At 49.3% G+C, this 18,669-nt stretch carries 17 protein-coding genes and 1 other RNA gene; 6 read left to right on the top strand and 12 right to left on the bottom strand.

The features are described from left to right. Positions 1 to 2 precede the first annotated feature (2 nt). Positions 3 to 332, bottom strand: coding sequence for a rhodanese-like domain-containing protein (locus BQ5809_RS09910; protein WP_003786578.1), 330 nt, complete (start codon positions 330 to 332; stop codon positions 3 to 5). Continuing rightward, positions 329 to 1,627 carry a serine--tRNA ligase gene (gene serS / locus BQ5809_RS09905; RefSeq protein WP_032827698.1) on the bottom strand — a complete coding sequence of 433 codons (1,299 nt, stop codon included), beginning with the start codon at positions 1,625 to 1,627 and terminating at the stop codon, positions 329 to 331. Before serS ends, BQ5809_RS09910 begins: the two co-directional genes overlap by 4 nt. 139 nt (positions 1,628 to 1,766) lie before the next feature. Between serS and BQ5809_RS09900 the strand changes: the two genes are divergently transcribed. The 3 genes from BQ5809_RS09900 to BQ5809_RS09890 are packed head-to-tail and all read left to right on the top strand — an operon-like array spanning position 1,767 to position 5,043. Next, on the top strand, positions 1,767 to 2,552 hold the full coding sequence (locus tag BQ5809_RS09900; RefSeq protein ID WP_003786582.1) for a M48 family metallopeptidase: 786 nt from the start codon (positions 1,767 to 1,769) through the stop codon (positions 2,550 to 2,552). Next, positions 2,552 to 3,349, top strand: coding sequence for a tRNA pseudouridine(38-40) synthase TruA (gene truA / locus BQ5809_RS09895; RefSeq protein WP_003786584.1), 798 nt, complete (start codon positions 2,552 to 2,554; stop codon positions 3,347 to 3,349). Before BQ5809_RS09900 ends, truA begins: the two co-directional genes overlap by 1 nt. Then, positions 3,310 to 5,043, top strand: coding sequence for a surface lipoprotein assembly modifier (locus tag BQ5809_RS09890; RefSeq protein ID WP_230478907.1), 1,734 nt, complete (start codon positions 3,310 to 3,312; stop codon positions 5,041 to 5,043). The genes truA and BQ5809_RS09890 overlap by 40 nt, the downstream gene beginning before the upstream one ends. A 65-nt stretch (positions 5,044 to 5,108) precedes the next feature. Here BQ5809_RS09890 and BQ5809_RS09885 read toward each other — a convergent pair whose 3' ends face one another. The 3 genes from BQ5809_RS09885 to rep are packed head-to-tail and all read right to left on the bottom strand — an operon-like array spanning position 5,109 to position 8,142. Beyond that, the gene (locus BQ5809_RS09885; protein WP_003786589.1) at positions 5,109 to 5,408 is read right to left on the bottom strand and encodes an AzlD family protein; all 300 of its coding nucleotides are present in this window, start codon (positions 5,406 to 5,408) and stop codon (positions 5,109 to 5,111) included. After that, positions 5,405 to 6,127 carry an AzlC family ABC transporter permease gene (locus BQ5809_RS09880; RefSeq protein ID WP_003786591.1) on the bottom strand — a complete coding sequence of 241 codons (723 nt, stop codon included), beginning with the start codon at positions 6,125 to 6,127 and terminating at the stop codon, positions 5,405 to 5,407. The genes BQ5809_RS09885 and BQ5809_RS09880 overlap by 4 nt, the downstream gene beginning before the upstream one ends. 2 nt (positions 6,128 to 6,129) lie before the next feature. Further along, positions 6,130 to 8,142 carry a DNA helicase Rep gene (rep, locus tag BQ5809_RS09875; protein ID WP_003786593.1) on the bottom strand — a complete coding sequence of 671 codons (2,013 nt, stop codon included), beginning with the start codon at positions 8,140 to 8,142 and terminating at the stop codon, positions 6,130 to 6,132. Between the two features lie 276 nt (positions 8,143 to 8,418). On the opposite strand from rep, the gene BQ5809_RS09865 reads away from it, so the two are divergent. Beyond that, positions 8,419 to 9,939: an acetyl-CoA hydrolase/transferase family protein gene (locus BQ5809_RS09865; protein WP_003786597.1), complete on the top strand. Its 1,521-nt coding sequence runs from the start codon at positions 8,419 to 8,421 to the stop codon at positions 9,937 to 9,939. A 74-nt stretch (positions 9,940 to 10,013) separates the two neighbouring features. On the opposite strand, the gene BQ5809_RS09860 is transcribed toward BQ5809_RS09865, so the two are convergent. After that, on the bottom strand, positions 10,014 to 10,529 hold the full coding sequence (locus tag BQ5809_RS09860; RefSeq protein ID WP_080561229.1) for a cytochrome b: 516 nt from the start codon (positions 10,527 to 10,529) through the stop codon (positions 10,014 to 10,016). A 171-nt stretch (positions 10,530 to 10,700) separates the two neighbouring features. Here BQ5809_RS09860 and ffs point away from each other — a divergent pair. Then, an RNA gene (gene ffs / locus BQ5809_RS09855) (signal recognition particle sRNA small type) lies at positions 10,701 to 10,797 on the top strand. 258 nt (positions 10,798 to 11,055) lie between these two features. Here ffs and BQ5809_RS11360 read toward each other — a convergent pair. The 6 genes from BQ5809_RS11360 to ubiB form a co-directional block, all read right to left on the bottom strand. Further along, positions 11,056 to 11,292, bottom strand: a complete 237-nt coding sequence (locus BQ5809_RS11360) for a DMT family transporter (RefSeq protein ID WP_003786601.1) — start codon at positions 11,290 to 11,292, stop codon at positions 11,056 to 11,058. A 15-nt stretch (positions 11,293 to 11,307) separates the two neighbouring features. Then, positions 11,308 to 11,937: a DMT family transporter gene (locus BQ5809_RS09850; protein WP_003786602.1), complete on the bottom strand. Its 630-nt coding sequence runs from the start codon at positions 11,935 to 11,937 to the stop codon at positions 11,308 to 11,310. Positions 11,938 to 11,940: 3 nt separating this feature from the next. Then, the gene (locus tag BQ5809_RS09845) at positions 11,941 to 12,549 is read right to left on the bottom strand and encodes a lytic transglycosylase domain-containing protein (RefSeq protein WP_032827701.1); all 609 of its coding nucleotides are present in this window, start codon (positions 12,547 to 12,549) and stop codon (positions 11,941 to 11,943) included. A 65-nt stretch (positions 12,550 to 12,614) separates the two neighbouring features. Continuing rightward, positions 12,615 to 13,721 carry a phosphoserine transaminase gene (serC, locus tag BQ5809_RS09840; protein WP_003786606.1) on the bottom strand — a complete coding sequence of 369 codons (1,107 nt, stop codon included), beginning with the start codon at positions 13,719 to 13,721 and terminating at the stop codon, positions 12,615 to 12,617. Positions 13,722 to 13,775: 54 nt separating this feature from the next. Further along, a complete protein-coding gene (locus tag BQ5809_RS09835; protein WP_003786609.1) occupies positions 13,776 to 14,537 on the bottom strand; it encodes a TatD family hydrolase in 762 nt (253 codons plus the stop codon). Between the two features lie 23 nt (positions 14,538 to 14,560). Then, positions 14,561 to 16,072: a ubiquinone biosynthesis regulatory protein kinase UbiB gene (gene ubiB, locus BQ5809_RS09830; protein WP_032827702.1), complete on the bottom strand. Its 1,512-nt coding sequence runs from the start codon at positions 16,070 to 16,072 to the stop codon at positions 14,561 to 14,563. A 165-nt stretch (positions 16,073 to 16,237) separates the two neighbouring features. Between ubiB and gyrB the strand changes: the two genes are divergently transcribed. Then, positions 16,238 to 18,658 carry a DNA topoisomerase (ATP-hydrolyzing) subunit B gene (gyrB, locus tag BQ5809_RS09825; protein ID WP_003786614.1) on the top strand — a complete coding sequence of 807 codons (2,421 nt, stop codon included), beginning with the start codon at positions 16,238 to 16,240 and terminating at the stop codon, positions 18,656 to 18,658. Positions 18,659 to 18,669 lie beyond the last annotated feature (11 nt).

Here is an 18,669-nt window from a genome sequence, read left to right as displayed (position 1 = left end):
TCCTAATAACGCGCCATATCAGGCTCAACCGTTTGCGCCCAAGCATCAATGCCGCCGTGCAGGTTATACAAATCGTCAAAACCAACGTGTTCCAAATACCGCGCCACGTTCAAGCTACGAACGCCGTGATGACAATACACCACAATCGGCACATCATCGGGCAATTCGTTGTGGCGCAGCGGAATCAAGTTCATGGGAATGTGCAGGCTGCGTTGAATCGCACAAATTGCCACTTCGGACTCTTCGCGCACATCTAGCAACACATAATCAGACGCAGGCAGCCTGCACAACCAATCGTTCAATTCGGACGCAGTAATGTTTTGGATACTCATGCGCCCACTTCCAAGCGTTCCAATCCGCCCAAATACGGACGCAACGCCATAGGAATGTTGATAGAACCGTCCGCGTTTTGATGGTTTTCCAGCACTGCTACCAACGCACGACCGACCGCCAAGCCCGAACCGTTCAAAGTATGCACCAAACGGTTTTTGCCGTTTTCGTCTTTGAAACGCGCTTTCATGCGGCGAGCTTGGAAGTCTTCGCAGTTAGAACAGCTAGAAATTTCGCGGTAGGTGTTTTGTGCAGGAACCCACACTTCCAAGTCATACGTTTTGGTTGCGCCAAAGCCCATGTCGCCTGTACACAAAGTAATCACGCGATACGGCAATTCCAATAATTTCAAGATGTTTTCCGCGTGTGTAACCATTTCTTCCAATGCTTCGTAGGATTTTTCTGGCTGCACAATTTGCACCATTTCTACTTTATCAAATTGATGTTGGCGAATCAGACCGCGCGTGTCTTTGCCGTGCGAACCTGCCTCGCTGCGGAAACACGGCGAATGCGCGGTTAATTTCATCGGCAAATCATTCAACGATAAAATCTCATCGCGCACGGTGTTGGTTAGGGTTACTTCCGCCGTGGGGATTAAATATTGCGTGAGTTTGCTTTCATCACCACCGCGTGTAACGTGGAACAAATCTTCACCAAACTTGGGCAACTGACCTGTTCCCAACAAAGTGGAATCGCTGACGATATAGGGCGTGTAGCATTCGGTGTAGCCGTGTTGCTGCGTGTGCGTGTCCAACATAAATTGCGCCAATGCGCGGTGCAGGCGAGCGATTTTACCTTTCATCAAGCTAAAACGTGCGCCCGATAATTCGGCTGCTTTTTCAAAATCCAAGCCCAATGCTGCGCCTAAATCCACATGGTCTTTAATCTCAAAATCAAAGGTGCGTGGTGTGCCGACTTTGCGGACTTCTACGTTTTCGCTTTCGTCTTTGCCAACGGGTACGCTTTCGTGTGGCAAATTGGGTACGCGCAACAATAAATCGTCCAAATCGGCTTGGATTTGCGGCAATTCTTGTTCAATTTTGTCCATTTCGGCTTTGCAGGCTGCCACTTCGGTTTTGGCGGCTTCGGCTTCGTCTTTTTTGCCTTGACCCATTAACGCGCCAATTTGTTTGGACAGGGCGTTGCGTTTGGCTTGCCATTCTTCGTTTTTCATTTGCAGCGATTTACGCGCCGCTTCTAGTTGTTCAAATTTAGCGGTGTCCAATTCAAAACCGCGTGTTACCAAGCGCGCGGCAAGGGTTTGAATGTCGTTGCGAAAGTGTTGTACGTCTAACATGGTCAATTCCTTATTTGATGCTGTGTAAAGATAACGGCGCGTATTGTAAACGAAAATGACGGGCTTTGATGAAGTGCAGGCTGCTTTTGTGCTATATTTGCGCGGATTTTTTTTCATTGCATAGACAAAGGTAGCCAAAATGAAATTCAAAATCAAACTATTAGCCTGTGTAACCGCGATAACGCTATCACAAGCAGCCTGCAATGTGATAGACAGCGCGAGTTTGAATCAACAAGCCGCACAAGCGTATCGCCAAACTGTTAGCCAAGCGCAAGGCGAGCGCAAAGTGGATACCACATCATCAACCGCGCGGCGCATTCAAGTCGTGTTCCAAAAAATGAAGCCGTTTGCCACCGCCGCCAATCAAACAGGACAAGTGTTCAACTGGGAAATGACTGTGATTCGCTCGGACGAACTCAATGCGTGGGCGATGCCTGGTGGCAAAATGGTGTTTTACACAGGCATGGTGGAAAAATTGAAATTGACCGATGATGAAATCGCAGCAGTAGTGGGACACGAAATGACCCACGCGCTATTGGAACACAGTCGCAAAGAAGCCAATCGTAATGTTGGCATTCAACTGGGTGCACAGTTGGGAACGGCTTTATTGGCTGGCGCAACAGGTGTCAGCACCGATGTGGTAGGCACAGGCGTGGGCTTGCTAACCGATTTGGGCTTGGACAAACCATTTAGCCGCGATGCCGAACGTGAAGCCGATTTGGGCGGATTGAAATTGATGGCGCAAGCAGGCTATAACCCCGAAGCTGCCGTTAGCGTATGGCAGAAAATGAACCGCGAAAACGACAACAACAACGCGCTGGTTAAAGTGCTATCGACGCACCTAACCAACAATGACCGCATTGAGTTAATTCGCCACGAATTGCCCAACGTGTTGCCACTGTATCGCCAAGCGAAAGGCAAATAATGATGCAGCCACAAACGCAGCGTTTCGCGCTCACCGTGTCGTATGACGGCAGTCAGTTTTTTGGTTGGCAAAAGCAAGCCGATGGTGTGGTAACGGTGCAGGCTGCTTTGGAACACGCGCTCTCGTGCATTGCAGGCGAACCGATTGCCACCATTGCCGCAGGGCGCACCGACACAGGCGTACACGCCACAGGGCAAATCGTGCATTTTGACACGCAAGCACATCGCCCATTGAGCGCGTGGGTGCGTGGCGTGAACGCGCATTTGCCCGATGGCGTGGCGGTGTTGGCGGCACAAGCAGTAGAGCCAGCGTTTCATGCGCGATTTGATGCCACAGGGCGGCGTTATCGCTATTTGCTGGAATCCGCGCCTGTGCGCTCGCCCTTGTTGTATCGCCGCGCAGGTTGGACGCATTACGCGCTCAACACCGACCCAATGCAGGCTGCTATGAACTTATTGTTAGGCGAACATGATTTCTCGTCTTTTCGTGCCGCGCAATGTCAAGCCAAATCACCCATCAAAACCATGTATGCCGCGCAGTTGCAACGTGCAGGCTGTTTGATTAAGCTGGATTTTCACGCCAACGCCTTTTTGCACCACATGGTACGCAATTTGGTTGGCGCATTGGTGTATGTCGGTTGCGGACGATTGAGCGTGGCGGATTTTGCCGATTTATTAGCGCAGAAAAGTCGCCTGACCGCACCGCCCACGTTTATGCCAGACGGCTTGTATTTTGTGGGCGTGGATTACCCCGAGCAATGGAATGTGCCAACGGTAAGCCTGCCCGATTGGTTGTGAGCGAGATTAAGACAAAGCAGCCTGCACTTTATGTTGATGAAAAAGTGCAGGCTGCTTTTTTAGGTGATTTTTCTTTGTATCGCAAAAAAATGAAAGCCATTCTCAAATTGAATGCTAAAATACCGCTATCCAAACATAACCGCATTTTTTTGATGATGACCACACACACCACCCCATTCAATCGCACCATATTAACGATTTTATTATTCGGCGGACTTTTATCGTCACACGTAGCCCACGCCAACGACAACCCGACCGAACTCAAACAGCCAGCCGATTCCGCGCAGCAAAAATCGTGGCTCAACCAGCTTAATCAACAAGCCAAGCAGCCTGCACCGCAATCAGGCAGCGCAAATACATCGCCCAATCATGTAACCGATGCCGATTTAATCAAGCAGCCTGCACTTTTGGCGCAACTGTTGCAACAAGCCTTGAACACGCCCGAAACCGAGTTGATTCAATCGCTGGCAAACGCCTATCGCCAAACCGAAAACCCCGATGCTTTGCTGCTGGCGCGAGCAGACGGCATGGTGCTTCGTGGACAAAATCGCCTGTCCGATGCCATTGCCGCCTACGAGCGCATTGTGCAAACCCACAACGACACGCGCACACGCTTGGATTTGGCAGCCATGCAATTTGAAAACAAACAATGGCGCGATGCCGACCAGCAATTTGAATCCGCTAAACAAAACGAAGCCTTGCCCGATGCGGTGTTGCACAATGTGGCGCGATACCAAAACGCGATTGCCCAGCAGCAAGCGTGGCAGTTTGAGGCAGGCATCAGCCCCATTCGCAATCAAAACGTGAACGATGCGCCCGAAAAGCCGTATTGCTTGTATGGCATTTATTGCAGCACCACGCGCCCAATTAAGGCGACTGGTATTGGCTATTCTTTTGATTTTGCGAAACAATATTCGCTGCGTGGCAATCATTCGCTGGTGTTGCGCGGTCAGGTAAGCGGCACGCATTATATCAACCACGCGCAATATAACGATGCGTTTTTGCGTGTGCTGGCTGGTTGGCAATGGCAGGACAAAACGCGCACGATTGGCGTGTTGCCGTTTTACCAAGCGCAATTTTCGGGCAGCGATAATTTTGATAGCAAGCCGACTCAATCGGGTAGGGTGCTGCCGTATATGCTGGCACACGGCAACGGCTTGCAACTGAATTATGCGCAACAATATGGCACGCGCTGGCAAAGTTATCACTCGCTGGAAGGCTATCGCACGTTTTACCGCGAAACTGCTCGCGCCCAAAAACAAGACGGCTGGACGCACAGCACTTATCATTCGCTCGCCTTTCGCGCCACGTCCAATATGACGTGGTTTACGGGCTATCAATATTCGCGGTTCGCGCCCAAAAATCGCGATTTGGCAGGCAGTCGCAACAACGCGGCATTCCAACGCCACGCTATTAGTTTGGGCTGGTTGCAACGCTGGCAAACTTTGGGCGGATTGAATAGCCGCGTGGTGTATTCGTATGCCAAACGCCGTTATTCAGGCATTGCTACGCTGAGCAACGAAGCGCAACGCAATCACGAAACTTCGCTGCAATTGGCGTTGTCGCACGATAAATTGCAATATCGCGGATTGCAGCCGAGCTTGAATGTGCAGTTTAACCGCATTCGCAGCAATCGGCCGTGGGCGCAACGCAAATCGCATACAGTTTATTTGGGCTTGGATAAGTCGTTTTGATGACAAAGCAGCCTGCACTTTCAATAAAACAAAAGTGCAGGCTGCTTTTTTCACATTATTCATACTCACGCCATCAACCAACCCACAATCCCCGATGTCGCTACGGCAATCAACACAGTCGACATCATAGACAAGCGGCTGGCTGCCCATAGGGTTACTGCTATTGCCACCAGTTCATGCGGTTTGTCGGATACAAAATGTGGGGCGATGACGGCAATCAACACGCACCCAGGGGCGGCTTCCATCATACGCGCGGCGCGCGGGCTTAACTGGCGATTGCGTAGTGCAAAATAACCAATCAAGCGCGTGGAATAGGTAACGCACAGCATACCGATAATCGTGATAAACGATGTCCAACTTATCATGATTTTTTCTCCTGCATGGGCGCGAAATAGGCATACAACAAGCCCGATAGCGTGCCTAAAATCACATACCAGCCGCTTTTTGGCAGCAACAAATAAGTGCAGGCTGCTACGATAAGGCTAATTAGCCATGGTCGGGCAGCTGTCCAACCGCGCCACATTCCGCGTATCAACACCAAAAACACGGCTGGAAACGCCATGCCAAAGCCTAATTTTTCTACATCGCCCAGCACGGGCCCGAACAGCGAACCCAAAAAGCCGCAGCTCACCCACATTGTATAAAGCGTGAACGCGGTTCCCATGTAGTATTCGTAACTGAATGCAGGCTGCTTTGGCGCGTTTTGCTCACGTTTTTTGCTGTCGGCAATGCTCATCGCCCAGCTTTCATCGGTCATCACAAACAGCGCAGGCAGCAGTTTTTTGAGCGGCAAACCGCGCAAATAGGGCGCAAGTGCGGCTCCCATCAAAATATGGCGACTGTTAATCATCGCCGTCATCACGATAATCAACAACACGGGCAGCGGCGTAGTCCACAAGCCCACGGCGGCGAACTCCGAACCGCCTGCAAAATTCAAGCCCATCATCAGCACGGTTTCCAACATGCTCATGCCTTTTTGTCCTGCTTGTGCGCCCAAAATCAAGCCAAATGGAATCGCGCCAAACATAATCGGCAAGGCTTCTTTTATGCCGCGTTTGAATTCGGGTTGGGATAGAAATGTCATGTTTACTCCTGCAACTTCGGTGGCGACAATTTGTCTAACATCGCCAAAATGTTTTGTGCTGCGGCACGTCCTTCGGCTTGCGTCATCGGCGTGTTGCCCGATTTTCGCCCCGAAATAATCAAATCGCTCTGCGGCATTTCATCAAAAAAACGGCTCGGCTCGTTGAACTGCCACACGCCTTGTCGTTTGCGCTTTAAGCAATGCGTCATCGTTAGCTGCTGTTTGGCGCGTGTAATGCCCACATACATCAAACGCCGTTCTTCTTCCAAGCCGCCTTCTTCCACGCTATCGGAATGGGGAAAAATGCCTTCTTCGCAACCAACCAAGTACACAAACGGATATTCCAAGCCTTTTGATGCGTGCAATGTGGACAGGTTTACCGCGTCTATTTGTTCGCCGTCTTTGCCTTCTAGCAGCGTCATCAGCGCGATGGTTTGCGATAGATTAACCAGATTGCGCTCGCCGTCTTCGCCTTTTCGCGCCAGCCATTCGCACAAATCTTGCACGTTGCGCCAACGGTTTTCTGCTGCTTTGGGGCTGTCTTCGTTGCTGGTTTGTAAATGCTGTTCGTATTGAATATCGCGCAACAAATCTTGCACCGTTTCGCCAGCGTCATCGTCTTGGGCGCGGCGTGTGTAATCGTGCAACAAAGCCATAAATTGCTGCACGCTGTCTCGGCTTTTGCTAGACAACTCTGACAGTGCGTGCAGGCTGCTTGCGGCTTCAAACAAGCTGCATTCGTGTTGTTTGGCATATTCGTTGAGCTTGCCCAAAGTCGTGTCGCCAATGCCGCGTTTGGGCGTGGTGGCTGCGCGTAAAAACGCAGGGTCGTCATTTGGATTTGCCAGCAAACGCATATACGCCAACACGTCTTTGATTTCGGCTTTGTCGTAAAAACTTTGTCCGCCCGACAATTTGTAGGGAATCCGCGCCGCGCGTAAGGCTTCTTCAAACACACGCGCTTGATGATTGCCGCGATACAGCACTGCAAAATCCGCATATTCCGCGCCATAAACAATCTTATTTTTGGCGATTTGGTGGACGACAAATTCTGCTTCGCGTTGTTCGTTTTCACACGCAACCACGCGCACAGGCTCGCCTTCGCCCAAATTAGACCACAGCGTTTTGGGGAATAATTTGGCGTTGTTGGCGATGACTTGGTTAGCGATTTTCAAAATTCGCGCGGTAGAACGATAATTCTGTTCCAGTTTAATGACTTTGAGCTGCGGATAATCGTCTTGCAGTTTACGCAAATTTTCCATGTTTGCACCGCGCCACGCATAAATAGACTGGTCGTCATCGCCCACCGCAGTAAACATGCCTTCAAAACCAGCCAGCAAGCGCATGAGCGTATATTGGCAAGCGTTGGTATCTTGGCACTCGTCAATCAGCAAATAACGCAAACGCTTTTGCCATTTTTGACGCACTTCGCTATTGGATTGCAACAGCAAAGTCGGCAAACGAATTAAATCATCAAAATCAACCGCTTGATAATGAGTGAGCGTTTCTTGATACGAAGCATAAACGGTGGCGATTTGGCGTTCCCAATCATCGCAAGCAGCCTGCACCGCTTGTTCGGGCGTGATAAGCGCGTTTTTCCACAACGAGATTTGATGCTGCGCCTTGAACACCGATTCGCGCCCCGAGCTGCCCAATAATTCGCCCATAATTCTGCCGCTGTCGGAGCTATCCAAAATAGAAAAATTGCGTTTGTAGCCAATGTGCGGTGCTTCTTCGCGCAAAATCCGCATGCCAAGCGAGTGAAAAGTGGACACGGTCAAACCGCGCGTGTGTTCCTTGCCCAAGCGCAGCGCGATGCGTTCTTGCATTTCTTTGGCGGCTTTGTTGGTGAACGTGATAGCGGCGATGTGATGCGGTTTGTAGCCCGCTTGCGTAATCATATAAGCGATTTTTTCGGTGATGACGCGCGTTTTGCCACTACCAGCCCCAGCCAACACAAACAACGCGCCGCCCAAATATTCCACCGCTTCTTGTTGTTGTGGATTGAGTTTCATGGTGCGGATTGAAATCGGTAAAAAAGGGGGAGATTATAGTGCAGGCTGCTTTGGCGGTCAGCAAGAATAATCGCAGCGATTAAAAAAAATGAAGTTGTTTTTTTGTTTGTCTGACTTATTGTTACAAAAAGATTTTTTTATTGAAAAACGCATTAAAAAGCAGCCTGCACTTTTTGTGCTGCACGAAAACATATACAAACGCGATTCTTTACGATATATTACAAACCGCTACATCGCACGATGGCATATCGACACCGTTATAAGGAGACACACCCCATGACACAAGCAGCAGAACGCGTATTACACGCAGGTTTACGCAACAAAATCATGAGCGCGGAACAAGCCGCCGAGTTTATTCAAAATGGCATGATGCTCGCCGTTACAGGCTTTACAGGCGCAGGCTATCCCAAAGCTCTGCCCACTGCCATTGCCGAAAAAGCCAAAGCCGAACACGCTGCAGGTCGTCCGTTTAGCGTGGGCATGGTCACAGGTGCGTCCACCGCGCCCGAATGCGATGGCGTGTTAGCCGCCGCCAATGCCGTGCATTTTCGCAATCCATTCCAGTCTGACCCGACTTTGCGTAACAACATCAACGCAGGCAATATCGCCTATCAAGATATGCACTTATCGCACGTTGAACAGCAAATGCGTCAAGGCTTTTATGGCGAATTTGATGTAGCGATTGTGGAATTATCGGGTATTACCGCAGACGGAAAATTGATTCCAGCCATGGGCATTGGACATGCTAGCGAAGCGATTAAAGCCGCCAAAAAAGTGATTTTGGAAGTGAACTTTGCCCAAAGCGCCAAATTAGAAGGCATGCACGACGTTCAATTTGACATTGGTGTGCCGCCGCATCGTAAGCCCATCAACATTTTGCATCCGTTTGACCGCATTGGTACGCCTTATTTGGAATGCGATTTAGACAAAATTGTTGCTGTTGTTTTGACCAATGGCAGCGACCGCAACAGCAAATTTACCGAGCCTGACGATAATTCCAAACGCATTGCCGCGCAAATCATCGACTTTTTCAGCAACGAAGTAAAAGCAGGACGCTTGCCAAAAAACCTGTTGCCATTGCAATCGGGCGTGGGCAACGTGGCGAACGCGGTGATGGCAGGTTTGTTGGATTCGCCATTTGAAGATTTGACTGGCTACACCGAGGTATTACAAGACGGTATGTTGGATTTGATTATCGCAGGCAAAATGAAATCGGCATCGGCAACCGCTTTGTCGTTTAGCCCAGACGCATTGCAACGCTTCAACGACAACATCGATTTCTTGCGTGACAAATTGGTGTTGCGCCCAATGGAATTTACCAACAACCCAGAAGTGATTCGCCGTTTGGGCGTGATTGGCATGAACGCCATGATTGAAGCCGACATCTACGGCAACGTGAATTCAACGCACGTTATGGGTACAAAAATGATGAACGGCATTGGCGGTTCGGGCGACTTTACGCGCAACGCATTCTTCTCATTCTTCGTGTCGCCATCGGTAGCAAAAGACGGCGCGATTTCGTGCATTGTGCCTATGGTTTCGCACCACGACCACACCGAGCATGACGTGATGTTCATCGTTACCGAACAAGGTATGGCGGACTTGCGCTGCAAATCGCCACGCCAACGCGCCCAGTTAATTATTAACAACTGCGCCCACCCAGACTACCGCGATATGTTGCGCGACTACTACGACCGCGCCGAAAAAGCAGGCGGTTTGCACACGCCACACTTGTTGTTGGAAGCCTTGTCTTGGCATCAACGCTTTGTGGAAACAGGCGATATGCGCGTGAAGTAATTATTTAGTTGGACAAAAAAGCAGCCTGCACTTTTGATTTCGTTCAAAGTGCAGGCTGCTTTTGTATGCTTACATTATTTACGCGAGCCAGCCATACGATTGATGATTTTTTCGCCTTTGACTTGATGCACAATCGCCATAACAATGTGTCCAGCCGCCAACGCAAACAGCAACCAAGCCAAATTGCCATGCGCCATATTACCGATTTGTGTCATCCACTCAATTTTTTCGGGGGCAGCACCCATCACTTCTACGCCAAATACTTTGAGCGAGCCACGCGCTGAACCGTATTGGCGAATCAAGCCCACCATAGGCACGGCAATCATCAACACATACAAACCCAAATGACCCAGCTTCACGATTAAATTGCCGTGTGGGCGATTTTTTACGTTTAGCGCAGCCCAAATCACGCGCACCACAATCAAAATCATCAACAAAAAGCCGACTGATTTGTGCAAGCCCATTAGGCTGTAATAGTCTTCGTTGAAGTTCCACATAGCGGCTGTGAACAGCATCACGGCAAATGCGGCTGCCATTGACCAGTGCAATAAGCGCGAGATTGTGCCGTAGTATTGTTGATTGTCTTTCATGGTTTGTGTCCTTTGTTGGTTATTAGAAATGGAAAGACGCGGATTATAATGGAGTACTTGGTTAAATTTCTTTAACATGATGAATTAAAATATAAAACAGTTTTTCTTAATAGGAAACCGTAAAAAATATTTGGCGATATTGGTGTTTGGTATTATAATTCGCGCTTCTTTGGTGGGTCGCCTTGCATGGTGATTTCAGGCAACGGGTCAGGGGCGGAAGCCAGCAGCCCACTTGGAAAAGTCAGTGCCAAGGGTTCGGCTCGCCACCTAATTCAAAAAGCTCGCTACTTTGTGTAGCGGGCTTTTTTATTGTGCGAAGTTAAGCGTAGGTGTGGCGGTGCAACGCCACGTTCTGAATCATATAGTGAATTAAATTTAGATTAGTACCGCGTTGCCAACTCCCTTATGTACTAGCTGTACACGGCGGTCGTTGTCGCCTTGTCCTAATCTAAATTTAATCCACTCTACTAAAAATAGAGAATAGGGAGTGCAGGCTGCTTTGGTGCGTCAAAAAGCAGCCTGCACTTTATTTGGGCGATTTGATTTTGCGCCATTTGTACAAAGGCAAACGATACGCCAGCAGCGCGACAATAATCAATGCGCCGCCTGCGATTTTGTGTAGCGATAGTGTTTCGCCGAGCAGAATCACGCTAAACACGAGTGTCCACACGGGTTCTAGCACCATAATCATGGCGGCGTTGCCGATGTCGCAATGTTTTTGGGCGTGGGTTTGCAGCAGATAGCGGAAGTTGGTAATCAGCAAGGTGGCGATGATGACCTAGCCGTACGTTGCGCCTGATAGTGGGAATTGCCATGTTTCAAACAGCAGGGAATAGCCGCTGCATACGATGCCTGTGATGCCGAGCTGTATGGTGGTGAGCGGCAGGGCTGGGAAGTTGCGCGAAAATTGGTTGCTGAGTACAAAAAATAGTGCGCCCATGAGCGATGCTGCGCCAAATAGCAAGCTGCCGAGCGATAGATGCCACAGGGGGCGACCGTTATTGAGCAGGGCGAGTCCGCAAGCGGCAATGGCGAGTGATAGCCACAAGATTCGGGCTGGGCGGTTGCGAAATAGTAGCCACGATAGTAACGGTGTGAGTAGCATGGATAGGCTTAACAAAAACGCGCCTTCGCCAAAATGTTGGCTGTGGGCGACGCCTTGTATCCACAAAAAGATGTTGCCCGAAAAGGCTAGGCTGATGCAGGCTGCTTGGGCGATTTGTTGGCGCGAAAATTGCCGAAAATGGGGTAGGGCAAACGGCAAAAACAGCAGCGATGCAACCATGAAGCGTATGCCTAAAAAGCCTGCTGGTGGGAGTTCTGCCAGCGCGGCTTTGGAGACAAACCAGCCTGCGGCGGCAAATAGGGTTACGATGAAAAATAGGATTTCGCCATAGTATTTTTGCATGATTTAGCCTGTCCACGTCCAACGGTGGTTCATTGCGCCTAGCACGGAATTGGGGTATTTGTCGTGCCCTAGGCTGCCGTTGTAGCGAGCGAGTGCGCGGTGCATATTGCCGTTTTCTAGGTTGCTGTAATGGCGCAAAATGGTGCAGCCGTAGCGTAAATTGGTTCGCACATCAAATAGATTGTGGTTTTCGTTGCCGATGTAGCGTTGCCAAAAGGGCATGACTTGCATCAAGCCTTTTGCGCCGACGCTGCTCATGGCGTATTGGCGGAACGCGCTTTCTACTTCGATTAAGCCGAGTACCATTTGTGGGTCTAGGTCGGCGCGTGTGGCTTCGTAGTGAATCATGGTGAGTAGGCGGCGGCGATAGAGTTCGTTGTCCACAAAACGGGTTAGGCGCACCGACATTTCGTTGAGCCAGCGTTGGGCATCGGTGGCGCGGTCAAACACCAAATAGGGCGGGCTGGCGTGTTCTACCGATTGGCGCATGATGCTGGCAACGTCATCGGACAGCGTTTCTTCGCGTTGTGCGCCTGCGTGTAAGCTGGGCGAGAGCAGCAAAAAGCAGCCTGCACCCAAGATTTGGCGACGTGTGTAAACAGAATTTGGCATGGTAAACAAAATATAAGCAAAGCAGCCTGCAAAAATAAGTGCAGGCTGCTTTTGTTGCAGAAAAATTAACCGTAGCGTTTTTGGAATTCAGTCATAAAGTCAATTAAGGCTTCTACGCCTTGCAATGGCATGGCGTTGTAGATGCTGGCGCGCATACCGCCGAGCGATTTGTAGCCGCGCAATAATTGCAAACCGCGTGTGGTAGATTCTTGTGCAAACAATTCGTCCAATTCTGCATTGCCTGTGGTGAAAATCACGTTCATTTTAGAACGCGCACCTGGATGGACGTGGTTTTGATAGAAGCCGCCGCTGCCGTCAATCGCGGCATACAGTGTTTTGGCTTTGAGCGTGTTAATCGTGTCCATTTGCGCCACGCCGCCTTGCGATTGCAACCAACGGAACACCAAGCCCGAAATGTAAATCGGATAAGTGGCTGGCGTGTTGTACATGCCTTGTTTCTCAACGTGCGATTTGTAGTTCCACACATCAGGCACGCGGCTAGAACAGCGGTCGAGCAAGTCTTCGCGGATAATCACAATCGTTGCGCCAGATGGACCGATGTTTTTTTGTGCGCCTGCGTAAATCACACCAAAATCGCTCACGTTTACTTTGCGCGACAAGATTTCGGACGACATATCGCAAATCAACGGTGGCATGCCGTCTTCCAATTTGGGGATTTCGCGGTATTGTAAGCCATGCACGGTTTCGTTAATCACAAAATGCACAAAGGCGGAATCTTTATCAATGTCCCAAGACGACACAGGCGGCAAGTTTTTGTATTGGTAATCGCGTTTGCCGTCGGCTGCTAAGTGAATGGTGGCATCGCTTAATTTACCCATTTGCGAGTGCGCGATTTCTGACCAGTTGCCTGTTACCACGCTATCTACACGTTTGAAGCCGTCGGCAAAATTCATTACAACTTGGTTGAACTGCGCCGATGCACCGCCTTGCAAAAACAATACTTTATAGTTGTCGGGAATGCTCATCAGTTGGCGCAAATCTTGTTCGGCGTGATACAAAATGCTGGCAAACACGTCTGAACGGTGCGACATGGTCATCACAGAAAAGCCTGTGCCGTTGTAATCAAACATTTCGCTTTGGGCGGTGCGTAACACGCTTTCGGGCAAAACGGCTGGGCCTGCGGAGAAGTTGTAGATTGGAAATTCGCGCATGGTGTGTTCTTCTTATTAGTGGGTTAAAAAAAGAAAAGTGATTGTATGCTTGTGTTAGGGGCAAGGCAATAGCGTTTGCAGATTTTGTTCGCATTGTTGCGCCAAATCGGGCAGGGCAAGGGCGCGGATTTGGGCGACTTGTTGGGCAATGGCAAGCAAGTTGGCTGGCGTATTGATTTGATTTTTGATGCCAAACGGGCTATCGGTTTCCAACAAAATATCGCTCAACGCAAGCTGACTGGTGAGTTGGCGGACTTTTTTGGCGTGGGGATTGAGCAGCAGCGTGCCGATGCCAATTTTGAAACCGTGTCGCAACAGCAATTTGGCTTCTTCCATGCTGCCCGAAAAAGCGTGGGCAATGCCGCCTTGCGTAAATTGGGTGCGTTGCAGGCTGCGAACAATGGCGGCGGTGGCTTTGAGATTGTGCAAAATAATCGGGCGTTGATGTTGTTGCGCTAAATCTAGTTGCGCTTCAAACAGTTGAATTTGCAGGCTGCTTTGTGTTTCTGGCTGACTTTTGTCGTAAAAATCCAAGCCGATTTCGCCTAGCCATAAGCGTGGATTGTGTTGCAAATATTGTGCCAAATCCGCCAAGCAGCCTGCACTTTCGGTTTGCACAAACCACGGGTGTATGCCTATTGCACCAGCGCGAATCATGGACTGGCACAACAAATCGGATAGGTGCGCCCAATCGTTTGGCTCGGCAGTTGGCACAATCATGCCTGTGATGCCTGATTGCTGGGCTTGGGCGAAAATATCGGGCAGCCTGCACCGTAAAGCAGGGTCGGCAAGGTGGCAATGGGTGTCGGTGAACATGATAGTTGAGTGCAGGCTGCTTTTTATTTAAACAACAAAATCAACAACAAAACCAACGCAATCATGCCCAGCCAAAAATTCTGGCGGCGTTGGCTGGCGATTAAGTGAATATACGCATCGCGCATTTCTTTTTGTCGTGCTTCATCAACCAGCGCGTTGATTTTGCGTGGCAAGCTGGGTAAGATTTCCGCCCAATCAGGGGCTTCGTCTTTTAGATTGCGTAACAGGGCGCGTACGCCAATTTGTGAATCCATCCATTTAATCAAAAACGGACGCGCGGTTTGCCATAAATCTAAATTTGGGTCTAGTTGTCGCCCCAAGCCTTCAATATTGAGCAGGGTTTTTTGTAGCAACACCAACTGCGGTTGAATTTCTACATTAAAACGGCGACTGGTTTCAAACAAACGCATCAACACAATACCAAACGAAATTTCTGCCAACGGTTTATTGAAAATCGGCTCGCAAACAGCGCGAACGGCAGATTCTAAATCTTCGGCGCGAGTTTGTGGCGGCACCCAGCCCGATTCAATGTGCGCGGTGGCAACTCGGTGGTAATCGCGGTTAAAAAACGCCAAAAAGTTAATCGCCAAATAGCGTTTGTCGTAGTCCGTCAGGCTGCCGACAATGCCAAAATCTAGCGCAATATAGCGTCCGTCTGGCGCAACTAAAATATTCCCAGGGTGCATATCGGCATGAAAAAAACCGTGTTTAAACACTTGGGTAAAAAAGATTTCTACGCCAAACGTGGCGAGTTTGTGCAAGTCAATGTTTTGTTCGCGCAGGCGGTCAATGTCGGAAATGGGCGTGCCGTCCATCCATTCAATCGTCAAAACTTCGCGACTGCAATAATCAAAATACACTTGCGGCACAATCAGCATATCGCTGTTTTCAAAATTGCGGCGCAACTGGCTGGCATTGGCGGCTTCGCGCAGCAAATCCAGTTCATCGTGCAAATATTTATCAAACTCGGCAACCACTTCGCGTGGTTTTAGGCGTTTTCCATCGGCAAACAAGCGTTCAATGCAGCCTGCACCCAATCGCATTAACGCCAAATCTTGTTCAATGATTTTGGTTAAATTGGGGCGCAACACTTTGACGGCAACCGCTTCGCCTGTAAACAAAGTAGCGCGATGCACTTGGGCAATAGACGCGCTGGCAACGGGCTGTGGGTCAAAATCGGCATACAATTCGTGAATGGGTTTGCCCAGCGATTGTTCGATTTGTTGGCGCGATAAGTCAATGTCAAATGGTGGGACTTTGTCTTGCAGTTTGGACAATTCTTGCGCGTAGGCAGCAGGCAGCAAGTCGGGGCGCGTGGACAGCACTTGACCCAGTTTAACAAAAATCGGGCCTAAACTTTCCAACGCCAAACGCAATCGCACAGGCAAGGGCTCGCTGGCAAAGCGTTTGGACGCAGGCAGCCTGCACAATAATTGGCGTAACCAAGTGGCGCGAACGTGCGGCAAAATCATGTCGGTTAAGCCATAGTGGTAAACCGTTTTGGCAATGGTGGAAAAACGAGAAAGCCATTTCATAGTGGTGTTTTTTGAGCGCAAAAGAAAGGCGCATTATACGCAATTTGTCGGTAATCAGCAGGCAATAAATAGGCAAAATCGGGTATAATGGCAGAATTTTGTGCATGATAGGATTCAAAGCAGCCTGCACATTTTCAATTTAAATTTCTGTTACAAGACATCAACATGACCGAACAAGCTCAATCTCAACAAACCCCCCAACAAGAATACGGCGCAGACAGCATTCAAGTATTAGAAGGCTTGGAAGCCGTCCGCAAACGCCCAGGTATGTACATCGGCGACACGCAAGACGGCTCGGGCTTGCACCACATGGTGTTTGAAGTGCTGGACAACGCCATTGACGAAGCACTCGCAGGGCATTGCGACAACATCACCGTAGCCATTAACGCCGATGAATCCATTACGATTGAAGACAACGGGCGCGGCATTCCCACAGGCATTCACCCCAAAGAAGGGCGTTCTGCTGCCGAAGTGATTATGACGATTTTGCACGCAGGCGGTAAATTTGATAACAACAGCTACAAAGTGTCGGGCGGTTTGCACGGCGTGGGCGTGTCTGTGGTGAATGCGCTGTCGGATTGGCTGAAATTGACGATTTGGCGCGACGGCAAAGAGCATTTTGTGGAATTTCATCGCGGCGAAACAGTAGAGCCGCTCAAAGTCGTGGGCGATTGCGACCCGAACAAACACGGCACGCGCGTTCAATTTTTAGCTAGCGAAGAAACGTTTGGTTTGGTGCAATACAAATTTGAAACGCTCGCCAAACGTATCCGCGAATTATCATTTTTAAACAATGGTGTCAAAATTGAATTGTTTGATAAACGCGACGGCAAACACGAAAATTTTGCCGAAAGCGGCGGTGTAGTCGGTTTTGTGCAATACACGACTGGCAGCAAAAAACCGTTACATGACAAAGTGTTTTACGCGATTGGCGAAAAAGACGGCATGACTGTGGAATGCGCGATGCAATGGAACGAAAGTTACCAAGAATCGGTGCAATGTTTTACCAACAACATTCCGCAACGCGACGGCGGTACGCATTTGACGGCGTTGCGCCAAGTGATGACGCGCACAATCAACAATTATATTGATAAAAATGAAATCGCGAAAAAGGCGAAAATTGACACATCGGGCGATGATATGCGCGAGGGTTTGACTTGCGTGTTATCCGTGAAATTACCTGACCCGAAATTCAGTTCGCAAACCAAAGATAAATTGGTGTCTAGCGAAATCGCGCCTGTTGTGAATGAAGTGTTATCGCAAGCCTTGTTTGAGTTTTTGGAAGAAAATCCGAATGATGCGAAAATCATTTGCGGCAAAATCGTGGAAGCAGCGCGTGCGCGTGAAGCGGCACGAAAAGCGCGTGAAATGACGCGCCGTAAGGGTGTAATGGACGGCTTGGGCTTACCTGGCAAATTAGCAGATTGCCAAGAAAAAGACCCTGCGTTATCAGAACTTTATCTTGTGGAGGGCGATTCCGCAGGCGGTTCGGCGAAACAAGGGCGCGACCGTAAATTCCAAGCGATTTTGCCGTTGAAAGGTAAAATTTTGAATGTGGAACGTGCGCGTTTTGAGCGTATGTTGGCGAGTCAGGAAGTGGCGACGCTGATTACTGCGTTGGGTACGAGCATTGGTAAGGAAGAATTTAATCTGGAAAAATTGCGCTATCATCGCATCATCATCATGACCGATGCGGACGTGGACGGCGCACATATTCGCACGCTGTTGCTGACGTTCTTCTATCGCCAAATGCCTGAATTGATTGAGCGTGGCTATGTTTACATCGCGCAACCGCCGCTTTACAAGGCAAAACATGGCAAGCAGGAACGCTACCTGAAAGATGAGCAGGAAAAAGATGAATTTTTGCTGGGCTTGGCGGTAGATAAGGCGAAAATTGTTTCAGGCAGCCGTGTGTTGGAAGGCGCGGAATTGTTGCGTGTGGCGAAACAATTTTTACGCGCAAAAAATACGATTGCGGAAGAAAGTCGTGTAATTGATTCGGCGGTGTTACGCGCTTTGATTGATATTGAACCGATTGATTTTACAACGGAAAACAGCGTTCAGGCAGCCATTAGCGCGTTGAATGTGGTTTTGGAAAAACAGGAAATTGCGCTGGAACACGTTGTCGGCAACGAAGGCGGTCATTTCATCAAAATCACACGCCAATTACACGGCAATATGGCGATTTCGTATCTTGACCAAAAATTTGTGGACAGCAAGGCTTATCAAATTTTGCTGAAAACGGCGCAACAGCAACGTGATTTGATTGATGCAAGCGGCGCGGATTTGTTCAAGGGTGAAGGCGAAGCGCAACACGTTACTTCATTTGAGCAAGCGTTGGATATTTTGTTGCAAAACGCGCAAAAAGGCATGATGATTCAACGCTATAAAGGTTTAGGCGAGATGAACCCTGAACAGCTTTGGGAAACAACGATGAATCCTGAAGTGCGCCGTTTGTTGAAAGTGCGAATTGAAGATGCGATTGCGGCTGATGAAACGTTTGTTACGTTGATGGGCGATGAAGTTGAGCCGCGCCGTAACTTTATTGAAGCGAATGCGCTGATTGCTCAAAATATTGATATTTAAACCATAAAAGC

It is taken from the genome of Kingella kingae ATCC 23330 (assembly GCF_900111845.1).
Classification (GTDB): Bacteria; Pseudomonadota; Gammaproteobacteria; order Burkholderiales; family Neisseriaceae; genus Kingella; species Kingella kingae.
This window is presented reverse-complemented; position numbering and strand designations above follow the sequence as displayed.